The following is a 19,020-nucleotide window of genomic DNA, read 5'->3' on the forward strand; positions in this document are numbered from 1 at the left end:
GTAAATCAGCGGTTAAAAAATATACAAATGAACATTTTTTGTTCGTTTTTGTTCGCTGCAAAAGGTTAAATTATGCGTTGGGGAAATCCGTATTTACTGTTTCTTTTGATCCTGATACCGATCTTTTTCATTTTGATCGGACTGGCAGAACATCGCAGAAAAAAGAATTTCACTAAATTCGGTGAAAGCAGATTTTATAATTTCTTTTTGCAGGAATATTCTGCTTTTCACTGGGGATTGAAAAACGTTTTATTCGTTATCGCAATTTTATTCATGATAATTGCAATTGCCCGTCCCCGTTGGAATAAAGAAGTGCAGATAGTGAAAAAGGAAGGGATTGATATTGCCATCTGCCTGGATGTTTCCAAAAGTATGGACGCTCAGGATATTCAACCCAGCCGAATCGATAGAGCCAAAGATCAGATTTCGCTGTTTATCGATCAGCTTAAAGGTGATAGAATATCCATAGTTGCTTTTGCTGGAAGAAGTTACGTGCAATGTCCACTCACCGATGATTACGGTGCAGCCAAACTTTTCCTGAATTTACTGGATACCGAAAGTGTGCCTTCTTACGGAACAAATATTGGTGGTGCAATAGAAAAAGCGATTTCACTGTTTGGCGAAGAAGAAAAACATAAAGTCATCATCGTGGTCAGCGATGGCGAGGATCTGGAAGAAAGTGCGATCGATGTAGCTAAAGATGCGATCAAACAGAATGCTATTATTTACACTTTGGGTGTTGGTTCGCCGGAAGGCAGCACGATCCCGCTGAAAGATGAATCAGGAAATACCGTTTATGCCAAAGATGATAAAGGCGACATAATTTTTACCAAATTGGATATCAACACTCTCACGCAAATCGCCAAGATCGGTAATGGACGCTTCTTCCCTATCACTCCGCAACAGTCGGAAATTTTTGAGATCATGAAAAACATCAATGAGATCGAGAAAAAGAAATTCGATTCCCGGGAATTTGTACGCTACAAAGAACAATACAAGTATTTTGTGATCGCAGCATTGATCCTGCTAATCTTGGAATCTTTGATTATCTACAAAAAGAAAGTTAAATTTAAAAGAGTGATTTAAATTGAATATTGAAAATTTGAAATTGAATAATTCCAACCTTCCGAATGGTCACAGACCTTCCGAATGGTTGAAAAAAATGATTAACATCATTGCAATCCTGAGCAGAGACGAAGGATGTGGCATGATAAAAAACGAATGCAAAATATTATGAAAAAAAAATTGATTATCTTAATGCTGATTTCGTTCAGCTTACTTTCAGCAGAAATGCTGAATTACGACAAGGTGCTTTCCAACCTGAAAGGTATTAAATACTACAAAAATGGTGAATACGACAAAGCTGGAGAAGCTTTTGAAGATAATGCTATTCAGCATCCAAACGATCCTCGCCTGCAGTTCAATCAGGGAAATGCCCAATATAAAAACGGTAATCTGGAAGAAGCAGAGAACTCATACAACATGGCTCTAAAAAATCCTGATTTCAAAGATAAATCGTTGGCTCATCAGAATCTGGGAAATGTAAAATTCCAGCAGAAAGATTATAAGAATGCCATAAAACATTATCGTGATGCCCTCATTCAAAATCCAGACAACCTCGATGCCAGATACAATTATGAACTGGCTGCAAGAATGCTTCAGAAACAACAGCAGCAACAACAGAATCAGCAGCAACAGCAGCAGAACGACGATAAGAAAGAAAATGAAGATCAGCAAAAGCAGCAACAACAACAGCAGGATCAACAAAAGAAAGACGAAGAGAAAAAAGACCAACAGCAGCAACAGAAGAAAGAAGAAAATAAAGATCAACAGCCGCAGGAAGAACAGAAAACTGAAAAACAGAAAGCAGAAGAAAAGAAAAAAGAAGATGCAGAAAAAATTCTGAAAGCTCTCTTGCAGAAAGAGAAAGAAGAGATGAAGAAAGAAAAGCAGAAGATGAATGTTGACAAAGCCAAAGAAGGTAAATATTGGTAATAAACCTTCGCAATGATGTAAACCTTGCGAATGGTTAAAAGAATAAATTATGTTGGTAAAATGAAAAAGATATTTTTGATAATCGGATTGATATTGATTTCGTTTCTAAATGCAGAATTGCTGCGCATCGATTCCTATGTGAATCAGACTAAGATCGGCACCAGCGACAGGCTGAATTTTACTATCGAAATTTCCGGTGAAGAAGCAAATCAGGTAGCAGAGCCGGATCTTCCTGAAATCAAGGGGTTCCGCAATCTGGGAAGTTCCACTTCCACTTCCTCGTCGGTTTCCATTATCAACGGCAGGATGCAATCCGAATATACCAAAAAATACACATACACTTTAGTTCCGAAAGCAAAAGGTAAATACATCATTCCGCCTGTTACAATTAGATTCAAGAATGAAACTTATAAAACCACAACCATTACTGTGGAAGTTGTGGAAGGCAGCACAGAACCTCCACCTCCAACTTCCAGAAATTTCAATCGAAACCAGCAGAAGCAGACCCAGAATAATTTCGAGGAAAATCTATTCGTAATCGCTGAAATCAATAAAACAATTTTTTGGGAAAATGAGCCGATCACTGTCGATTACACACTTCTCACCCGATATAACATCACCAATATTTCTTTTGGTGAAGATCAGAATTTCAGTGGATTCTGGAAAGAAGATGTTTTCACTCCAAGTCAGATAAATTTCAGTCGCAGAAATTACAATGGCGTTCTTTACAACACAATGTTGATGAAAACGATCGTGCTCTTCCCTACCCAAAGCGGAAAAATGGAAATTCCATCGATGGAACTGCTGGTGGATATTCGCACTGAACCGACCAGTTTCTTCGATTTTGGTGCGACCAAACAATATTCCATCAAAAGTAAACCGCTCAGGATAAACGTGCGTGAACTTCCTGAAGAGGGAAAACCGCAGAATTTCACAAATGCAGTTGGAACGTATAGTTTGAGCAGCAATGTAAGTGATACGGAGCTGAAAGTTGGTGATTCTTTTACCTACACTTTGGAATTGAAAGGTGAAGGCAACCTGAAGCAGTTTGATGTGCCTACTTTACCACTAATTCAGCATTTAAGGTTTCTCGATCCGGAAATTACCAACGAGATTAATCAGGATCAGAAATCCGGAACCAAAAACATTAAATATCTTGTGATCGCACAGGAAAAAGGCACATTCACGATTCCTCCGATCAAATTCAGTTTTTTCGATACAAAACAAGGAAGATACCGCACATTGCAATCCGACAGCTACACCTTGAATATTGCAGAAGGAAGCGGTTCCATCATTCCCAGCAGCACAGCTCAGTCGGTAGTTCGCATGGAAGGAAAAGATATAGGATTTATCATCAAAGATACAAACCTGAGAAACAAAAAGATCTGGTTTGATTCTTTTCTCTACTGGTTGATAATATTTCTGATTTTCTTGATAATTCCAACTTCTTCGCTTTATACAAAACAAAAAGAAAAACTGCAGGGAAATCTCGATTTTCAACGCCAGCGCAGAGCAAATAAAATTCTGAAAAAATACATGAAACAGGCTACTGAATATCACAAAATAGAAGATGTGAGATTTTATGCCGCAGCTCAAACCGGTCTCAGCAGCTATCTGTGCGATAAACTGCGCATTCCGCGCGGCAGCACGACCGATCAGATAATAACTGAGATTTCCAGCAGAAATATTCAAAATGAACTTCTGGAAAAGATCAAAGATATCTTCGAAACCTGCAACAAAGCTCGCTTCATGCCAGGTGGATTTTCCAGAGATAACATACAAGCAGATTTTCTTGAACTTAAAGAAATCATAACAGAAATTTCTCGGAGTAAATTATGAAAAAGGTAATGATATTCTTATTAATTTCCTTCTTGTTCATTTCATTGATATTTGCCCAGGAAATTATTCAAGATACATTCCAAAAAGCACTTTCAGCTTATGAAGCGAATGATTTTGAAACAGCATTAAAATCGTTTTCTCAACTGGAAAATGAAGGAATTATCAATGCTGACCTGTTTTACAATATTGGTAACTGTCATTTTCGATTGGGAAATATCGGGGAAGCGATCCTGTATTATAAAAAAGCGTTAAAAGAGCAATCTAACCACGAAGCAGCCCGTAGAAATTTGAATTATGCACTTACTTTTACCCAGGATAAGCAGGGAACCAATAATGAAGACGTTGTCCGCTCTTTCTGGAAGAAAACTTACGATTCACTTTCTTTGAATTTATTAGCATTCCTAATCCTGATATTTTTTGCAGCAATCGTTTTTATGATCTGCATTATGATAATCCGCTACCGGGGAAGAGAAAAGACCGTTCCTTTTTTCATTACATCCATTTTAATAGTTTTTATGATCGTTTTTGTTCTGCTTGGTTTTCTAAAATGGCAGGATTATCATCATTCCAAGCAGGCAGTATTGCTTTCCAAAAGTGCAATTGGTTATAGTGGCCCCAGCCAGGAATTCGTACGTGTTTTCACGATTCACGAAGGTATGATATTCCAAATAGAAAGAACGGAAAATGATTGGAGTCTGATCAAGCTTGCAAATGGATTAGGCGGTTGGATTCCAACCAATACTTATGAAAAAATATAGATTATTCATTTTTGTTTTTTTGCTCATCTTGATTGGAACTCAAATTTCAGCGCTGGAAAAACATCTGAGTTTAAAGGGAATTCCTTCTCAAGGTGGTTTGATCTTTGGCACGATCTCTGAAGCTGTGAAGCAGGTGAATCTGGATGGAGAAAAGCTGCATCTGATCGGCAGAAGCTTCATCTACGGTTTTGATCGTGATGCCGAGTTGGTGCATGAAATCACTTTGATCTTTGATGATCACTCAGAATTTATTAAGTTTGATATTGCCAAATACGAATACGACATTCAGAAAATCACCAGAGTGCAGAAAAAATACGTTGCTCCTCCTGCCGATCCATTTCTGGCAAATAAAATTCAATTGGAAGCAAATACATTGAAAGCAATTCGTAAACAGATGAGTAAAAATATCTTTTTCTATGCTGATTCGATTTTTATTCGACCGGTAGAAAAAGGCTGGATCAGCTCAGATTTTGGTGGTCAGCGCATCATAAATGGAGTTCCACAACGACCTCACAGCGGTTTAGATATTGCCGTACCAAAAGGAACAGAGATAAAAGCGATGACTAATGGTGTTGTATCTCTGACCGGTGATTATTTTTACAACGGTAAATTTGTCCTCATCGATCATGGCAGCGGTCTTAGTTCTATCTACCTTCATATGAGCAAAATATCCGTAGAAAAAGGTGATTTTGTAAAGATTGGTGATAAGATCGGTGAAGTTGGTTCAACTGGTAGATCTACCGGAAACCATTTGCATTGGGGAATTAAGTGGTACAAAAGCAGGATCAATCCATCTCTCATGCTAAAACCGCAGGATGAATTTCTGGTTTTCAAAAGTAAGATTACTGAAGATAAAATTTTATCGAATAAATAAATCTAAAAAATTCTTTGAACTAAATTTTCTTGACCAATTTCATCTTTAACTAATTTATTTCATAAAAGTAAAGGGAGGAAAAATGATATTAAAGAAAATGAAATTGTGTTTTATTCTGGCATTACTTTTATCAAGTATTTTCATGTTTGCGGAAAATGAAAACTCAGTAGAAAATTATGAATTGATCGCCAAATACGTTGTTCACACAACTACTCAAGGTTTAGGTGCTGCTTTATCAAATATCGAATCTGCTGATGAGCAAATTGAATTTCTAAGGACTTACATAACTCCAATTAGATTTTATCCAGATAAAACAGGATATTTTTACATTTATAACTTTGATTGTGTGAATATAGCTCATGCCACTCAGAAAGATCTGGAGGGTCAGAATTTGTACGATTATCGGGATGCGAAAGGAAAATATGTAATTAGAGAATTGAGTGCTGCCAGCCAAAACGGTGGTGGTTATGTAGAATATTACTGGCAAAAACCTGATGATGAAATTGAGTATAAAAAAATGGGCTATGTAGAACCAATTCCCGGAACCGATTATTTTATCGGAACAGGAGTTTACTTACAATAAAAACTTCGGAATGTTCCCGGTTCATCGGGATCTTCCGAATGTTTATACTTATAAAAAAATTAAAAAGCCCGATCAAATTTGACCGGGCTTTTAGTTTGTAAATTTATTATTTAATAACTTTTACTGAAACCAAACCTTACCGTGTATTCACGAGTAAATTTGCTTTCTGCGCTTGTGATAAGCGGCATGGAAAAACCGACTTTGAACATTCCCATACCCGTAAGATAATGCAGTTCAGGAACAAAATCCATAAGGAACATGCTGGATTCAACATCAGAACTTCCAGCTTTTGCATCTCCGGATACTACCACCAAAAATCCTAAATATCCGTCAAATTTTGGTTCAAATTTCAAAAAACCATATCGGCCTTTCATGGATAACATGTTGCCATTTTTAACTTCATCTTCATCTTCACCGTTCAGCCGATATTTTACATCTGCCAGAATTTCTCTGTTATCTGTACTCAAAATTACATTCCCGGCAGCAGTAAAATCCAGTGATCCCGATCCCATCGGAGTTCCGTAATCTACATTGCTGATTTCTACTGTTTTATCTTTGTCTCCTGTAGGAAGTTTTACAGAGATATCAGCAGAATAATCCATATTCCAACCATTGAATCCTTCTGGCAGGTAGGAACGATAAGCTCCGCCCACTGAAATATCACCAATGCCAATCGCACTCTTAGATTTGTCACCCGATGTTGCTGTAATCCTCTGCAACGGCAAGTTCGCCGAAACCACAAAATTTCCTAAGGGATAAGCAAAAGGAATTTTAACAGATTGTCTTCCAGATGAAAACTCCATCTCCGGTGCCAATTCAGGACTTGTAATTGTTGTTGTTTCAATTGGTCTGTTAAGATCATAACTGATGGAAGGTTCAGCCAGAACTGCACTCCTTTCATAATAATCCTGACCAAATAATAGTGATAGTGATAAAATCAAAATAGCTAAAACCAATTTTTTTTTCATTTCTCCTCCGTCTATTTTCCGATAATTTTTACTAAAATTCTTTTTCTTCTTTTGCCATCAAACTCACCATAAAAGATCTGTTCCCAGGGACCAAAATCTAACTTCCCATTTGTGATGGCAACTACAACTTCTCTTCCCATTATTGTTCGCTTCAGATGTGCATCTGCATTGTCTTCAAAGCCGTTATGCTGATATTGGGAATATGGTTTTTCGGGAGCCAGTTTTTCCAGCCATTTTTCAAAATCTGCGTGCAGTCCGCTTTCATCGTCATTAATGAATACACTGGCAGTGATATGCATGGCATTCACCAGGCACAAACCTTCCCTGATTCCACTTTCATGCAGGCAGCTTTCGATCTCCGAGGTAATGTTTATCAGTTGTCTTCTGCTTGTTGTATTGAACCATAATTCTTTACGAAATGACTTCATAGTTCATCTTTTCCTTACTTTTTCAGCACCATATTGTCGAAATAAGAGATTATCTTCTTTTTCAGGTTTTTCTTGATTTCCTTTTCTACAGAACGAATTGCGCGTGCTTTTGCTTCGCTGTAGCTGATGTGACCTTCACGGCCTTTTTCATCCAATGTTAAAATCGTATTTCCAACTGGATCTACAACCTGCAATTGCAGTTCATAACGAACAAATTTCTCTTGTCTCTGCAGATCTGTTTCTTCGAACAAGACCATTCCATCTGCATTCAGAAGCGGAGAGTTCGAAATCACAAAGCCCAGATCGTTCATCAGCTCTTCTACCAGGATCGTGATCTTATTATCTTCATCATTCTTAATGTTGACTGAAAAACCGATCTGCCTGGCAATTTCGGCAGTTTGTTTCATAACTTCTGTATGATTGTAATTCAATTCCAGCATTTCTTTGGCAGATGGCAGAATAATTCCTAACTGACTTAACAGAATTTCGTTTTGAGAACTGAAAGCTGCTGCTGCACTCATCGCTGCATAATCAAATAAGATATCGAAAGATTCGTCTGCCATTTTTTTGTACTGTTTTATTCTATCAGCATTTTCCGCAATCTTCTGTTCGTAGATGTCAGCTGTTTTCATCCTGTTCAGATAAGCTATCACATGAACTCTTCCCATTTTATCGGTGTAGCTTTCTCCAAACTCGATATTCACCAGAGTCTGATCAGCAGAGATATTTACGTTTTTCAGCGTCTCAGATTGATCTTCGTATGATGTTTGACCATTTTCGGTCAACTCCATGTAACGCTGCCGATATGTTTGATCTGTCTTTACATTAGTTTCGAAGATTCGAGCCAGATTGCCGGCTGCCATATTTTCCGCCATATCGCGCGAATCTGCTTCTCCCAAAGCAGAAAGATACATATTTTCGGGATATACACTTTTGGGATTATCCAGCCATTTTGGTGCTTTATTCTTTTTGGCATAAACACTGCAGCTTAGTAAAAGCAATGCTGCCATTACAATAATTATACTTTTTCTCATAATTTCCTCTTTCATTTCCTTGGAAATCCAAATTAATTCAAATAATAAGATTCAAAGAGATTCATATCTTTCCTGGAAACTTCCTTTACTCCCTTATCATCTATCCAGAGCAGATTTCCGTTTTTATCGTAATACTCCAGCTTTATATGATGAGTTCCAGGCGCCAATTCGATTTCGTCTACCAAAGCTTTTGCCGGGAAGAATCTTGAAATTCTAAGATCAGCATTTTCAGTCTGATCTACAGCAACATCTGTAGCCAAACGTAAGAGGTCTCCCCAACCTCCGCCGCCAACTTGTTTATCCAGTTCTTCTTTACCTTTTTCAGCAGCTAAACCTTTGATTACAGCTCTTGTTATTGTTTTCAGGTAGATTATCGGTTCTTTGATCTTATATGTTTCCAAAGCTACTTTTTCGATGCTCTCGATCTTCTCCATATAGCCATAATCTCGATTATCTACTACAATTTTTACATTTCCAATTTTGGATTTTCTCATTTCCATGTAGGGAAGTTGAAATTTGAAATGATAACCTTCTTTTACACCAGGCCAGTTTATTATATCCAGTGTTTCCAATTGCTGATTTCCGCGAGGATTTTCTTCCGTTGTTCCGATGATTATAAGATCTTTTTCGGTGTGAATATAAAGTGTATTGGCTTTTTTGTCTGGTCCACGCCCTACAAAACTGATGAAATTAACTTTTGCTTTTTCTGTTCTTTCCAGATAACTATCAAGATTTGGATGCTTGAAATCGTAAACTTGAGCCTGCAGATTAAATGCTTCCACGATCTTATCTCTATCTATCCTGGCATCATCCATTTTACCTTCAGCTCTGTACAAAAGCATGCTTAAATATCTTCCCAGAGCGGAATTATGGAATTTGTTCTTACCGGTTTTAAACTCATTCTTTTTATCTTTGGAAAGATTCAATTGATTTGCTGTTTTCTTGTGTTTTTGTTCCAATAAAGACAGTTTATCATTAATTCTTCGGATTTCCACAAAAGCAGCATCGAACTGATTAAGTTCAAGATAATTCAAAGCTTTGAAAACATTCAGGTAAATATCTTCATAATCTTCTCCGGCATATTCCAGAGTATTATCGTTGAAAAGCATAGAAGTGGCAGCTCGAGATATACTCTTCGTATAAAGTTCATCAATTGCCTGTTCTGCTTTGGAAAGAGCTTCGTTGCTTTCTTTATAACGGCCGGCATAATGCAGCAGCATACCTTCATCCAGATAAAAAAGTGCCTGCTCTTTCTTTTTGTAGAATTTGCCTTTGGCTGCTTGAATTTGCTTTAAGACTCCTTCATAATCCTGCGCAATTAATTTCTCATCGGTTCCCACAAATTGTTTTTTGGAAGTCTTCATATTGGCACAACCTGTGAAAAGCAATAGAACTACAAAACTGAGTGCCAGATACAATTTCAGATTTTTCATGGTATTTCCTTCTACCACTTAGTTTTCTTTTTATTTACGAGTTTCTTGATCTCTTTACTTCCAATCCATACTTTTTCGTTAGTTTCCACATTGATCAGTTCCAGATCGATCTGATAGAATTTGGCAGCTTTTCCACCACTGGCATCTACATTAGATTTAATACCACCTTGAAGCATGAAATCTGCTCCGGATTCAGCAGCAAGTCTTTTAGCTGTATCATCGCTGGCATAAGATTGTTGTTCCATTCTTTCGTCGCGGATTTCTTCCCTTTCTTTACTGCTGGCTACAAATTTCACTTTTCCTGCATTGATCAGCTCACGCTCGATATCTTTTATGAAAGTATCAGTTTGAATGTGCTCAGAACTGAAATTACGGATAGTACCTACGATAACAACTGGTTTACGATCTTCTTCCATCATGAAATCACTAATCCAGGGACGATAAACCATATCCTGGATCATTTGCTGAGCTACCAGTTTGGAATCTGTATCGTTCCAATTTCCACTAAGGTCGGTTACTTCATCTGAAGAAACACGTGAAACTGTTCTGTTTGGCCCGCAACCCAAAGTTAGCAAAACAGCGCAGAACATTACCGTTAACAAAATTATTCTAAAATTTTTCATCTTCCCTCCAATTTTTTTACTTTTATTACATTCTATTATTTATCTAAAAACTTGATTTGTATTGTATGATGTCAAACTAATTCTAAAATAAATAGGAGAATAAAAAAACAGGGATAACCAAAGCTATCCCTGTAATTTATTATATTACAATCAATTACTTAAGTAGAAGCATTTTTCTGAGACTTGTATAATCTGTACCTTTCATATTAATCTCATAAAAATATACACCGCTTGCTACTGATTTGTTATTGATGTCTTTTCCATTCCAGGAAACAGTATGATCGCCAGCTGTTTGAGCTCCTTCAAAAAGGGTATTGATCTTCTGTCCTTTTGGGTTGTAAACATTGATGCTGATCTCTGCATTCTGATCCAGAGAATAAGCAATAGTAGTTGTCGGATTAAATGGATTTGGATAATTCTGTACAGAACTGATCGGGCTTACAGAAACCAGATTTGGATCAGTTCCAGTTACTAGTTCAGAAAAATCCAGATCCATGGACATATACATCAAAGATCCACCCAGATTTTGCCCGTGACCACTGGGACTGGAATATGAACCAAAGCTGTTATCATCGTAGAAAAAGAAATCAAGCCTTCCATGGCCATTGCCCAGATCGATAATCGTATCGGAAGGATAGAAATAACAAGGCATCATTCCATCCAGTTGAGAAACATAATTGTCATCATCCTGTTTAGCATTCATGGTGATCGGTTCGGACCAGTCTACACCATTATTTGCAGAAAGTGCAATTTTTATCTCAACTTTTTCTTCCCAACCAGCATAATTTGGATCACCGGCAATTGCATAGCGATTCTTCAGTCCATCTATCCAGGTTGCAGCCATCCAGCCATTGTCGGGGCTTGTAACAAGTCTGGTTTGATTTTCATGGAACATGTCATCCACAACATCAAAATAAATGGGATGTCCACCGACCCACGTTACATAGCCTTCAGGATCATATTCATCAACTTCACCATCTTCGTCCAAGTCCCAGGGCAGCATAGGGTTATCATCATTGGGATTTGCTCCTGGCACATCAACGAAATCCATGAAATCAAATTCTTCTGTTGCTGGATCGAAAGTATATAACTTTAGATACATCATAGGTAGATCAGGATACCATTGATCGGGGCGAAGCATCATATTCATATTTCCCAGGAACATCAATTTGGAATTATCGGAACTGAAAACTGCATTTGCATGATTACATAAATAAGGCATCATATAAAGTTCTTGAGGTTGGCCTGTATCAGGATCTACAAAGCGATAAGTTCCATCCTGGTTTTGCGGATTTGGAATATCCCACTCTCCCAACATGGAAATGTATTCATAATCACCTTCACCATAATTATCATTATAAAATACGTAAAGTTCATCACCAGTGGAAATACCAGAGCTGTATCCCATATAAGCAACCTGACCATCTTGAGAAACGGCAAAAGCCTGATTGGGTCTTACTTCTTCAGGAATTCCCTGATTCCATCCATCTAACATTGGAATCGTATTCCAGGTCCAGGTAAGTTCACTTTGTGCATTAAAATCATTTTCATCAAAATCTGCAAAACCAATGAGTACATTTTCTGAAGGATTACCGGAAGGTTGATGACTAATATAATTGTTACAAACTACATAAACTCTTCTTTTATCGGCATTTGGTGAAGGTCCTACATAAACATACGGCCAGATGAAATCATCATCGTCAAATGGTGTAGGAATTGTTTCGTCGATCAAGGTAAATGGTGTTTTCCATAGTCCGGCAGCTCCAAGATGATACAAATCGTAAGAAAACTTATCTCGATGTGAAATAGGACCAGAATAAACTTCGTGCCAGCTGACTAACGGATCGCTTGTTACAGGATCAATTCCAATACCGGCATATCCTTCAAAAACATCCTCAGTTTCAATCGTAGCCACGTTCAAAATATTACCATTGGCATCGATGTAAGCATAATATACTCTTCTGTTCGCAGCAGCAGTTTCACGAGCATGAAATACTACATACATTCCATTGCCATCTGGTTGAATTCGAAGTGGAAAACTGTTGTAACTTCCCGGCATGTAATCGAAGAAGGACGTTAAAATGATGTTTGGTTCTGTGATAAATGAAAAATCTGGTATAACTCGACTTGATCCTTCATACACCCTTTTTTGATATCTGCCGTCAAATTCTGCAGTTTCTTTTTGGATTGGCTGCATAAAATCATTGGCAAATAACGAAATAACCACGGTTAACATTAAAATAAAAATAACTTTTTTCTTCATTGCTCCTCCCTTTTTTTTGCTCAAACTATCCTTTAAATCAAAAAAACATTATTGGAAACTATAATGTCAAACCATTTTTAATTCAAGATAAAAAAAACTCCGAATCAAAAAATCCGGAGTATTGAAAGACAAAATCAGTTTTTACTATTTAAGCATTATCATTTTTCGGGTTTGTTCAACATTCCCGACCTTTAATTTATAGAAATAAATTCCAGATGAAACTGTCCGATTTTTACTATCTTTTCCATCCCACAAAATAGAATATGCACCAGCTTCCAACACATTATTAATCAAAGAACTAACTTTTTGACCTTTTATGTTATAGATCAATAATTCTGTCTGTGCAGAAGATCCAGCGATCACAAAATCGATAGTTGTTGTCGGGTTGAAGGGATTTGGATGATTTCCAATAAGATGTGTAACCTGAGAAATATTGTTATTCGGAGCAGAAACATTCATATTTACAGGTGGAAAGGTGATGTAATCGATCCAGCCGCAATCTTCACCATTAGTAACAGCTTGATCTTTATAATATGTCCACCTGAAGTTATGAACACCGGGTTCTACTGTGAAAGATTCCAATGTCCAGTCATCTTCACCACTCCACTCTTCCTGTAAAATATCATCAATATAAAAACGTAGGAAATCATAGCTTTCTTCAGAAGACACCTTTTTCCAAAACGAAATCGAACCTTCCATAATTACTTCATAGTTTATCTCCAAAGAACTGTCATCATAATGTGAAATATCGCCAGACTTCGCAGAAAATACTCCTTCGTGAACTTCATCATCAATTATCCAATCGGCATCACCACTGAAACTCCAATCCATAGCTGAAAAATCCCCAGATTCAAAATCTTCTATTAATAGTCCAGTGATCAGATCAAAATTGTTTTCAGTGAAGTAGCCGTTATCAGCTGTTATCTCCAGATCAAAACTTACAACTTCACCCAGAGGAGATGAACTATCTAAAGTGATATCACAAACTGGAAAAGTACCACTTCCACCGGAATTCAGAGAATCAATCGATAAAGGTAATGGTAATAATGAAATGTAGTGATTGGTTGTTTGAAGGTTCAAAATCACATTATAAGCATCAGCACCACCTTCATTCATCAGTTCCAGCTGCATCACAGCAGTTTCACCAGGATCCAGAATTCCATTTCCACCATCGTCAATAATCACCGATTCCACATGAATATCAGCAGCAAAAGCCATAAAATCCAATTCTGATTGCCAGGTTCCTTCGTCGGAAGAAATTTCGATGCCAATTGTAAATTCATGTTCATCGGGAACATCATTACTGACATCAAAATCGAAAGCATCTATCAAATCTATTGTTGATCCGCTGGCAATTGTTCCAATTATTTCTGAATCATCGTTTAATGTAATATAATCATCAGATTCTGAGATTGTTACTTCGGTATTATGAATATCACCAATATTACCGACTTCCTGCAAAGTTAAACTGAGCAGTGCATTTTCGCCAAATTCGAGAACTTCATCATTTCCAGCAAAAACGCTATGATCTGATACTTGAATAAAATACCCGGCTGGGATCACCTGTAATTGATATTCGGTGAGAAGACAATTATTTCCACTCACGAAAAGGCTGATTTCTCCAGGTTGTATAGAAGCAGCATCAAATTGCAAATCAGCATAACCTGAGTTATCGGTAGATGCAACCGAAACCAATTCACCATTCTGGATTAGAACACAATTGACGTTTTCAATTCCATTTCCATTTTCTTCAATCCAGACTTCATGATTTGTTACTCCCAAAAATATATTAGAATTAAAAGTTACATCCAGATTCATAGGCTCATCAGTCCAGACAGGAAGTAAACCATCTCCCAATACATTTGTGCCATAAAAAGTCCAGCGCAATGCACCTTCTTCGTATTGACCAGGCGCAGTAACCCAGGGAGCTGTATCGATCTTGGAATCCATATTCGCTTCACCGATCAAATAATAATCAGCGTCATAAAGTGCATCACAAAATTCTCTGTTCATGTGAGCTGATGGCCCTTCGGTCTGGCCTTCGTTAAACCAGCCATAGCGGGAGCTTCCGACATAAACAGCAGCAAAATTTTCTATCATAACCATATATTCTGCAATGCAATCTGCCACATCAAAGCCACCGGCATTACAACCATGAGTATAGATCAGGCTGAAATTTTGATCAATTCCATTTACCTGAGAAAAATTTGGATTGGTGATCTGCCAATCATCAAGTCGCATACAATAGCTGTAATTGCAGTGTCCGGCATGATAAATAAAGGAATGCCCCTGATTTATTTCGTTCATCAATTGATTCGCTGACCAGCTTCCCAGATCACGATCGTACATTGTAAGATAATCATCATCTACCGGAATTCCATTGGTTTCATAACCGTTGTCATCATGATATCCGATCAAAAGATCAAGATAATCTCCGCCCCAGGTCAGGGGATTATTGTACATGTTCTCTCCTGCCAGCAGCGGACTATCCAATTCTCCCAAAACCGGCTGTGTCTGATACATCATCGTTTTGTTCAGCATATTATCCAGTTCATCCTGAGTATTGAATGTGAGACGCGAAACAGCGATTTCCGGAATCAGATCATCTTCACCGATTTCTGCCCAGATGCCATCTCCGTCATCATCCCAGGTTCCATCCAGGGCAGAAAAGTAAAGGTCTGCCGGAATTCCGTAATCTTCGTAACCGCTACCCGATTGAACGTAACAGTAAAATCCTCTGTAAGGAATAAGCTCAATATCTCCAGCCAGAATAATCTGACTCACATCATTATCCTGATACTCCTGAATGATGTAATTTCTCATTTTTTCCGGAAGATCCTGGCCGGTCATTGTGGAGTTGATCTCAGTAATCGTAACAACTTCTGTGATAAATCCACGGGCTAAATTCAAATCGATTAAATCCTGGAAAGAATCTTCAAAGTCGCTGGTAGCAATGATCATTACATCGTATTCCCCTTCCCGGTTGGAAGGCATTACATTGTAAGAATTCATTATTTCAGGATTTTGAGCAAATTCTCTAACTTTTTTATCAATTCTGGAATTTGATTTTAAATTTTTTCTGGATTTTAGATAATTAGGATCATCTGCCAATTGAATTTTCACAGTTATTTCTCGATAATAAGAAATCTCTCCTGTTGCCGGAATATAACTGATTGGTGTTATCGTACATAAAGCAAATCCAAATCCGTTCATAAATTCCGTGGTTAAATGTCCCAAGTTTTGGTCAGGAAATATCGAGTTGGATTGATAGAGAGTTTCGTTTTTGTTGAAGCCGCCCGATTTTCCTAAAGATAGTGGTCTGGAAGGCTGCATGGGATAAAGTTGATAATTGCCTGACAAGCTCAATTCATTATCAGTTGTAACCTCTATCGATGCTGCTATTTTACCTTCGGGCAATAGCAGTTTTACAGGAAAATACGGCAGAGAAGGTTCACCAGTAATTCCTGCCTGAACTGTATTTTCAAATTCAATGATCTGATATTTCCCAACTTCTGAAATTTGTGGTTGCCGGAAATAATATGTATGTTCAATAGTTTCTGCAAATAAACTCAGGTTAACTAAAATTAGAAAAATTAGAAAAAATATTTTTTTCATTTCTGCTCCTATTCCTTTTTTTGTTTATTTAATGCAAGTTTTAAACCACAAATGAGTATTGCAAGCAAAAAAATACCCCGCAGGTTTTGCGGGGTAAAATGTCATCAAATTTTTTATATTTGGATATCAGTGTCTTCCTCTTCATCGTGCATACTATTGAAATCATCTGCACCATTGAATCCATAAGCAAAAATAATTTCATAGGTTTGACCTGGTATTAGAATTCTGTCGTATTGATCACCGGAATTTAAAGGTATAGTAAATCTGATCTCAGATATTCCACTTTCCTCATGACCAAAAACACGAGTTACATGATTCTCTCCTCCCAAGCCTACATCTGCGGAATGCATTGTTTCAGAGACTCCGAAATCATCTCTTACATAGGTTGTGCCATTATTAACATAACCAATTATGAAGTTAGCATTCTGCATATCATCAGTAGGATCAAAACCAACAGCTAACCATCCAGTTGTTGGTGCAAGCAGCATGCATCTCAAAGAATCTCCTACTACTTTCCATTTAAAAGTGAAATCTTCGACAGTTTCCATATTGAAGTTCTGTGTATCATTGTCCAAGCTGATATCTCCTCCGGTAGTTACACCATTGTTTCCACCACCTGTTTCATTATCTACAGTAAACGATGAGAATCCGGCATTGGTATGCATGGAAGAATAACTGTCATCATCTCCATAAGCTAAAATGAGAGGATAGCTTTCACTCCAGAGCAGCGGTTTATCATAATTATCTCCACTATCCAACGGCATTGAAAAGTAGATATAAGTCTCGCCATTTATTTCTAATCCACCTGTGTTATACAGATCATCTGTTCCGCCGTTGCTTATATCGGAAGTATGAGCTGTAGCTGAAGTGCCCCAATCATCTCGCAAATAACCTACAGAGTCGTTCTCCACATAACCAATAATGAAGTTTGCATTTTGCATAACGTTTTCAGGATCGAAACCAATGCCAACCCAACCGTTTGTAGGAGCAGAAACTAAACAATGAATAGTGTCAGGATCAACCAGCCAATAATACTTCATTCCAATCGTTTCTAAAGACATATAAAGAGTAGTATCTGGAAATGCGGATGAATTACCGCCGCTGCCACCTCCACCACCAGTTTCAGAAATCGTAATCTCAGAATAACCAGCAGCAGAATGGTATGAATCAAAATCATCATCATTTCCCTGGGCTAAAATTATTGAATAAGTTTGTTCCAATTGCAAAGCAACATCATACTGATCTCCTGAATTCAGAGGAATTTTAAATTCAAGTTCTGTATTTCCAACAACTTCCGAGCTGGAAATCAAAGTAACATCTGATGTTCCTCCAAGGCTAATATCAGAACTATGAGTCGTGTTACCAACTCCCCAGTCATCTCTTATATTTCCGTTGCCACCACTTACATATCCAATAATCAGGTTTGCATTCTGCATCATGGAAGTTGGATCAAAACCAACAGCTACCCAACCATTTGTATTGGCACTCAGGATGCAATGCAAATCGGAAGCATCTACTTTGTATTTAAGAGTAATTCCCGCCGCAGAAGCAGTTACAAAACCCAGAGTATCTGGTTCACCGCCGTTTGGACCAATGATCTCATCGGAAACACTATCACAACCAAAGAATATTATCAATCCTACTAAAAATAAGATAATTACTATTTTCAGTTTCAAAACTCCTCCTACCATTCCAGTCTTCTCTGGATATTGAAGCCAAGATGAAGATAGGAATCTTTTTCAGCTCCCAGGCTGCATCGCCTAATTCCTATATTGTCTGTGTTACTGAGTAAGAATGTGAATTGATGCCCGTAAGTGTCAAATTTGATGGCAAAAGAATAAGCATCTTCTTCTCCTAAATAAAAAGCTAATTCATCACTGGCAGAATCACGATCCAGAACAGGATAATATTCAAAAAGTAAACTCATGTTATCTAAGATCCTTACCGTTAAACCAGCTCCCAGAACAAATCTTTCATTATAACCGTCAAAGCCGGTATTGATCGTAGCAACTAATCGGTCGATTACTTCCTCATTCTGCAAGGCAAAATAAGGAAAGATATTGCGTCTTGTCGTTTCTGGTTGACTTACTTCTTCATAAGAGAAATAGTCAAGTCCAACCTGTCCTATTATTGGAAAATCATCAATCTCAATTTTATAGGAAGCACCTAATGTTTTTTCGCTTTTCCGACGAGAATAACCAAGTTTTAGTTCTGCATTTCTAATAAATTGATAGCGAGCACTGAGATTTACATTTGCACCGGCATCCATTCCCAGAAAGTTATCCAAAGGTTCATCGGTTATATCACCATAAAAACGGTGTCTTATCATCAATTCAGCTTGTTTTGCATCCAGTCCTGAAGGATTTATAAGATTGATCATAGAAAAATCGTAGGCTGAAAGAAATGAAAAGTAAAATACTATGAAGATTAAAAATATTTTTTTCATAAAACTCTCCTTAAGAAAAACCAGGTTCTGTAACACAAAACCTTCTTTTTTTTACGTTAACTAATTATTTTCTATACAAATATACCATAGTGGGAAAATCTCCCCCAAAAAATTAGAGTCCAGGCCAATTCCTGAGAGAGATAATCCCATGAAAATTATTG

The 19,020-nt window shown here is 37.5% G+C and carries 15 protein-coding genes; 6 read left to right on the forward strand and 9 right to left on the reverse strand.

All coding sequences use genetic code 11. The features are described 5' to 3' along the window. The first annotated feature begins 72 nt into the window (after positions 1–72). From K9N40_03730 to K9N40_03755, 6 genes are all read left to right on the forward strand, one after another. The gene (locus K9N40_03730) at positions 73–1,086 is read left to right on the forward strand and encodes a VWA domain-containing protein (GenBank protein ID MCF7813576.1); all 1,014 of its coding nucleotides are present in this window, start codon (positions 73–75) and stop codon (positions 1,084–1,086) included. Between the two features lie 147 nt (positions 1,087–1,233). Beyond that, positions 1,234–1,995, forward strand: coding sequence for a tetratricopeptide repeat protein (locus K9N40_03735; GenBank protein ID MCF7813577.1), 762 nt, complete (start codon positions 1,234–1,236; stop codon positions 1,993–1,995). 60 nt (positions 1,996–2,055) lie between these two features. After that, positions 2,056–3,834, forward strand: coding sequence for a BatD family protein (locus tag K9N40_03740; GenBank protein MCF7813578.1), 1,779 nt, complete (start codon positions 2,056–2,058; stop codon positions 3,832–3,834). Next, a complete protein-coding gene (locus tag K9N40_03745; protein MCF7813579.1) occupies positions 3,831–4,592 on the forward strand; it encodes a tetratricopeptide repeat protein in 762 nt (253 codons plus the stop codon). Before K9N40_03740 ends, K9N40_03745 begins: the two co-directional genes overlap by 4 nt. Continuing rightward, positions 4,579–5,466: a M23 family metallopeptidase gene (locus K9N40_03750; GenBank protein ID MCF7813580.1), complete on the forward strand. Its 888-nt coding sequence runs from the start codon at positions 4,579–4,581 to the stop codon at positions 5,464–5,466. The genes K9N40_03745 and K9N40_03750 overlap by 14 nt, the downstream gene beginning before the upstream one ends. An 82-nt stretch (positions 5,467–5,548) precedes the next feature. Beyond that, complete coding sequence (locus K9N40_03755; protein MCF7813581.1) at positions 5,549–6,049, forward strand: cache domain-containing protein; 501 nt, start codon at positions 5,549–5,551, stop codon at positions 6,047–6,049. Positions 6,050–6,159: 110 nt separating this feature from the next. Here the strand turns inward: K9N40_03755 and K9N40_03760 are convergent, their stop codons facing one another. The 9 genes from K9N40_03760 to K9N40_03800 form a co-directional block, all read right to left on the reverse strand. Beyond that, the gene (locus tag K9N40_03760) at positions 6,160–7,017 is read right to left on the reverse strand and encodes a transporter (protein ID MCF7813582.1); all 858 of its coding nucleotides are present in this window, start codon (positions 7,015–7,017) and stop codon (positions 6,160–6,162) included. An 11-nt stretch (positions 7,018–7,028) separates the two neighbouring features. Next, on the reverse strand, positions 7,029–7,445 hold the full coding sequence (locus K9N40_03765; GenBank protein ID MCF7813583.1) for a secondary thiamine-phosphate synthase enzyme YjbQ: 417 nt from the start codon (positions 7,443–7,445) through the stop codon (positions 7,029–7,031). Between the two features lie 14 nt (positions 7,446–7,459). Further along, positions 7,460–8,479 carry an LPP20 family lipoprotein gene (locus K9N40_03770; protein ID MCF7813584.1) on the reverse strand — a complete coding sequence of 340 codons (1,020 nt, stop codon included), beginning with the start codon at positions 8,477–8,479 and terminating at the stop codon, positions 7,460–7,462. 32 nt (positions 8,480–8,511) lie between these two features. Continuing rightward, positions 8,512–9,912: a hypothetical protein gene (locus K9N40_03775; GenBank protein MCF7813585.1), complete on the reverse strand. Its 1,401-nt coding sequence runs from the start codon at positions 9,910–9,912 to the stop codon at positions 8,512–8,514. 11 nt (positions 9,913–9,923) lie between these two features. Beyond that, the gene (lpoB, locus tag K9N40_03780; GenBank protein ID MCF7813586.1) at positions 9,924–10,535 is read right to left on the reverse strand and encodes a penicillin-binding protein activator LpoB; all 612 of its coding nucleotides are present in this window, start codon (positions 10,533–10,535) and stop codon (positions 9,924–9,926) included. A gap of 154 nt (positions 10,536–10,689) precedes the next feature. Next, positions 10,690–12,798: a T9SS type A sorting domain-containing protein gene (locus K9N40_03785; protein MCF7813587.1), complete on the reverse strand. Its 2,109-nt coding sequence runs from the start codon at positions 12,796–12,798 to the stop codon at positions 10,690–10,692. A gap of 144 nt (positions 12,799–12,942) precedes the next feature. Next, positions 12,943–16,413 carry a T9SS type A sorting domain-containing protein gene (locus K9N40_03790; protein MCF7813588.1) on the reverse strand — a complete coding sequence of 1,157 codons (3,471 nt, stop codon included), beginning with the start codon at positions 16,411–16,413 and terminating at the stop codon, positions 12,943–12,945. 113 nt (positions 16,414–16,526) lie between these two features. Further along, on the reverse strand, positions 16,527–18,089 hold the full coding sequence (locus tag K9N40_03795; protein MCF7813589.1) for a hypothetical protein: 1,563 nt from the start codon (positions 18,087–18,089) through the stop codon (positions 16,527–16,529). Between the two features lie 8 nt (positions 18,090–18,097). Then, positions 18,098–18,859 (reverse strand): DUF5777 family beta-barrel protein, encoded by a 762-nt coding sequence (locus K9N40_03800; protein ID MCF7813590.1) that lies wholly within the window; start codon positions 18,857–18,859, stop codon positions 18,098–18,100. Positions 18,860–19,020 lie beyond the last annotated feature (161 nt).

Source organism: Candidatus Cloacimonadota bacterium, assembly GCA_021734245.1.
GTDB lineage: Bacteria > Cloacimonadota > Cloacimonadia > Cloacimonadales > TCS61 > B137-G9.

What these genes read in the sequence shown, in the direction of transcription:
- K9N40_03770 (MCF7813584.1), bottom strand. Translation starts at nt 8,479, where the DNA reads ATGAGAAAAAGTATAATTATTGTAATGGCAGCATTGCTTTTACTAAGC.
- K9N40_03740 (MCF7813578.1), top strand. Translation starts at nt 2,056, where the DNA reads ATGAAAAAGATATTTTTGATAATCGGATTGATATTGATTTCGTTTCTA.
- K9N40_03755 (MCF7813581.1), top strand. Translation starts at nt 5,549, where the DNA reads ATGATATTAAAGAAAATGAAATTGTGTTTTATTCTGGCATTACTTTTA.
- K9N40_03735 (MCF7813577.1), top strand. Translation starts at nt 1,234, where the DNA reads ATGAAAAAAAAATTGATTATCTTAATGCTGATTTCGTTCAGCTTACTT.
- K9N40_03745 (MCF7813579.1), top strand. Translation starts at nt 3,831, where the DNA reads ATGAAAAAGGTAATGATATTCTTATTAATTTCCTTCTTGTTCATTTCA.
- K9N40_03800 (MCF7813590.1), bottom strand. Translation starts at nt 18,859, where the DNA reads ATGAAAAAAATATTTTTAATCTTCATAGTATTTTACTTTTCATTTCTT.
- K9N40_03775 (MCF7813585.1), bottom strand. Translation starts at nt 9,912, where the DNA reads ATGAAAAATCTGAAATTGTATCTGGCACTCAGTTTTGTAGTTCTATTG.
- K9N40_03790 (MCF7813588.1), bottom strand. Translation starts at nt 16,413, where the DNA reads ATGAAAAAAATATTTTTTCTAATTTTTCTAATTTTAGTTAACCTGAGT.
- lpoB (MCF7813586.1), bottom strand. Translation starts at nt 10,535, where the DNA reads ATGAAAAATTTTAGAATAATTTTGTTAACGGTAATGTTCTGCGCTGTT.
- K9N40_03760 (MCF7813582.1), bottom strand. Translation starts at nt 7,017, where the DNA reads ATGAAAAAAAAATTGGTTTTAGCTATTTTGATTTTATCACTATCACTA.
- K9N40_03730 (MCF7813576.1), top strand. Translation starts at nt 73, where the DNA reads ATGCGTTGGGGAAATCCGTATTTACTGTTTCTTTTGATCCTGATACCG.
- K9N40_03785 (MCF7813587.1), bottom strand. Translation starts at nt 12,798, where the DNA reads ATGAAGAAAAAAGTTATTTTTATTTTAATGTTAACCGTGGTTATTTCG.
- K9N40_03750 (MCF7813580.1), top strand. Translation starts at nt 4,579, where the DNA reads ATGAAAAAATATAGATTATTCATTTTTGTTTTTTTGCTCATCTTGATT.
- K9N40_03765 (MCF7813583.1), bottom strand. Translation starts at nt 7,445, where the DNA reads ATGAAGTCATTTCGTAAAGAATTATGGTTCAATACAACAAGCAGAAGA.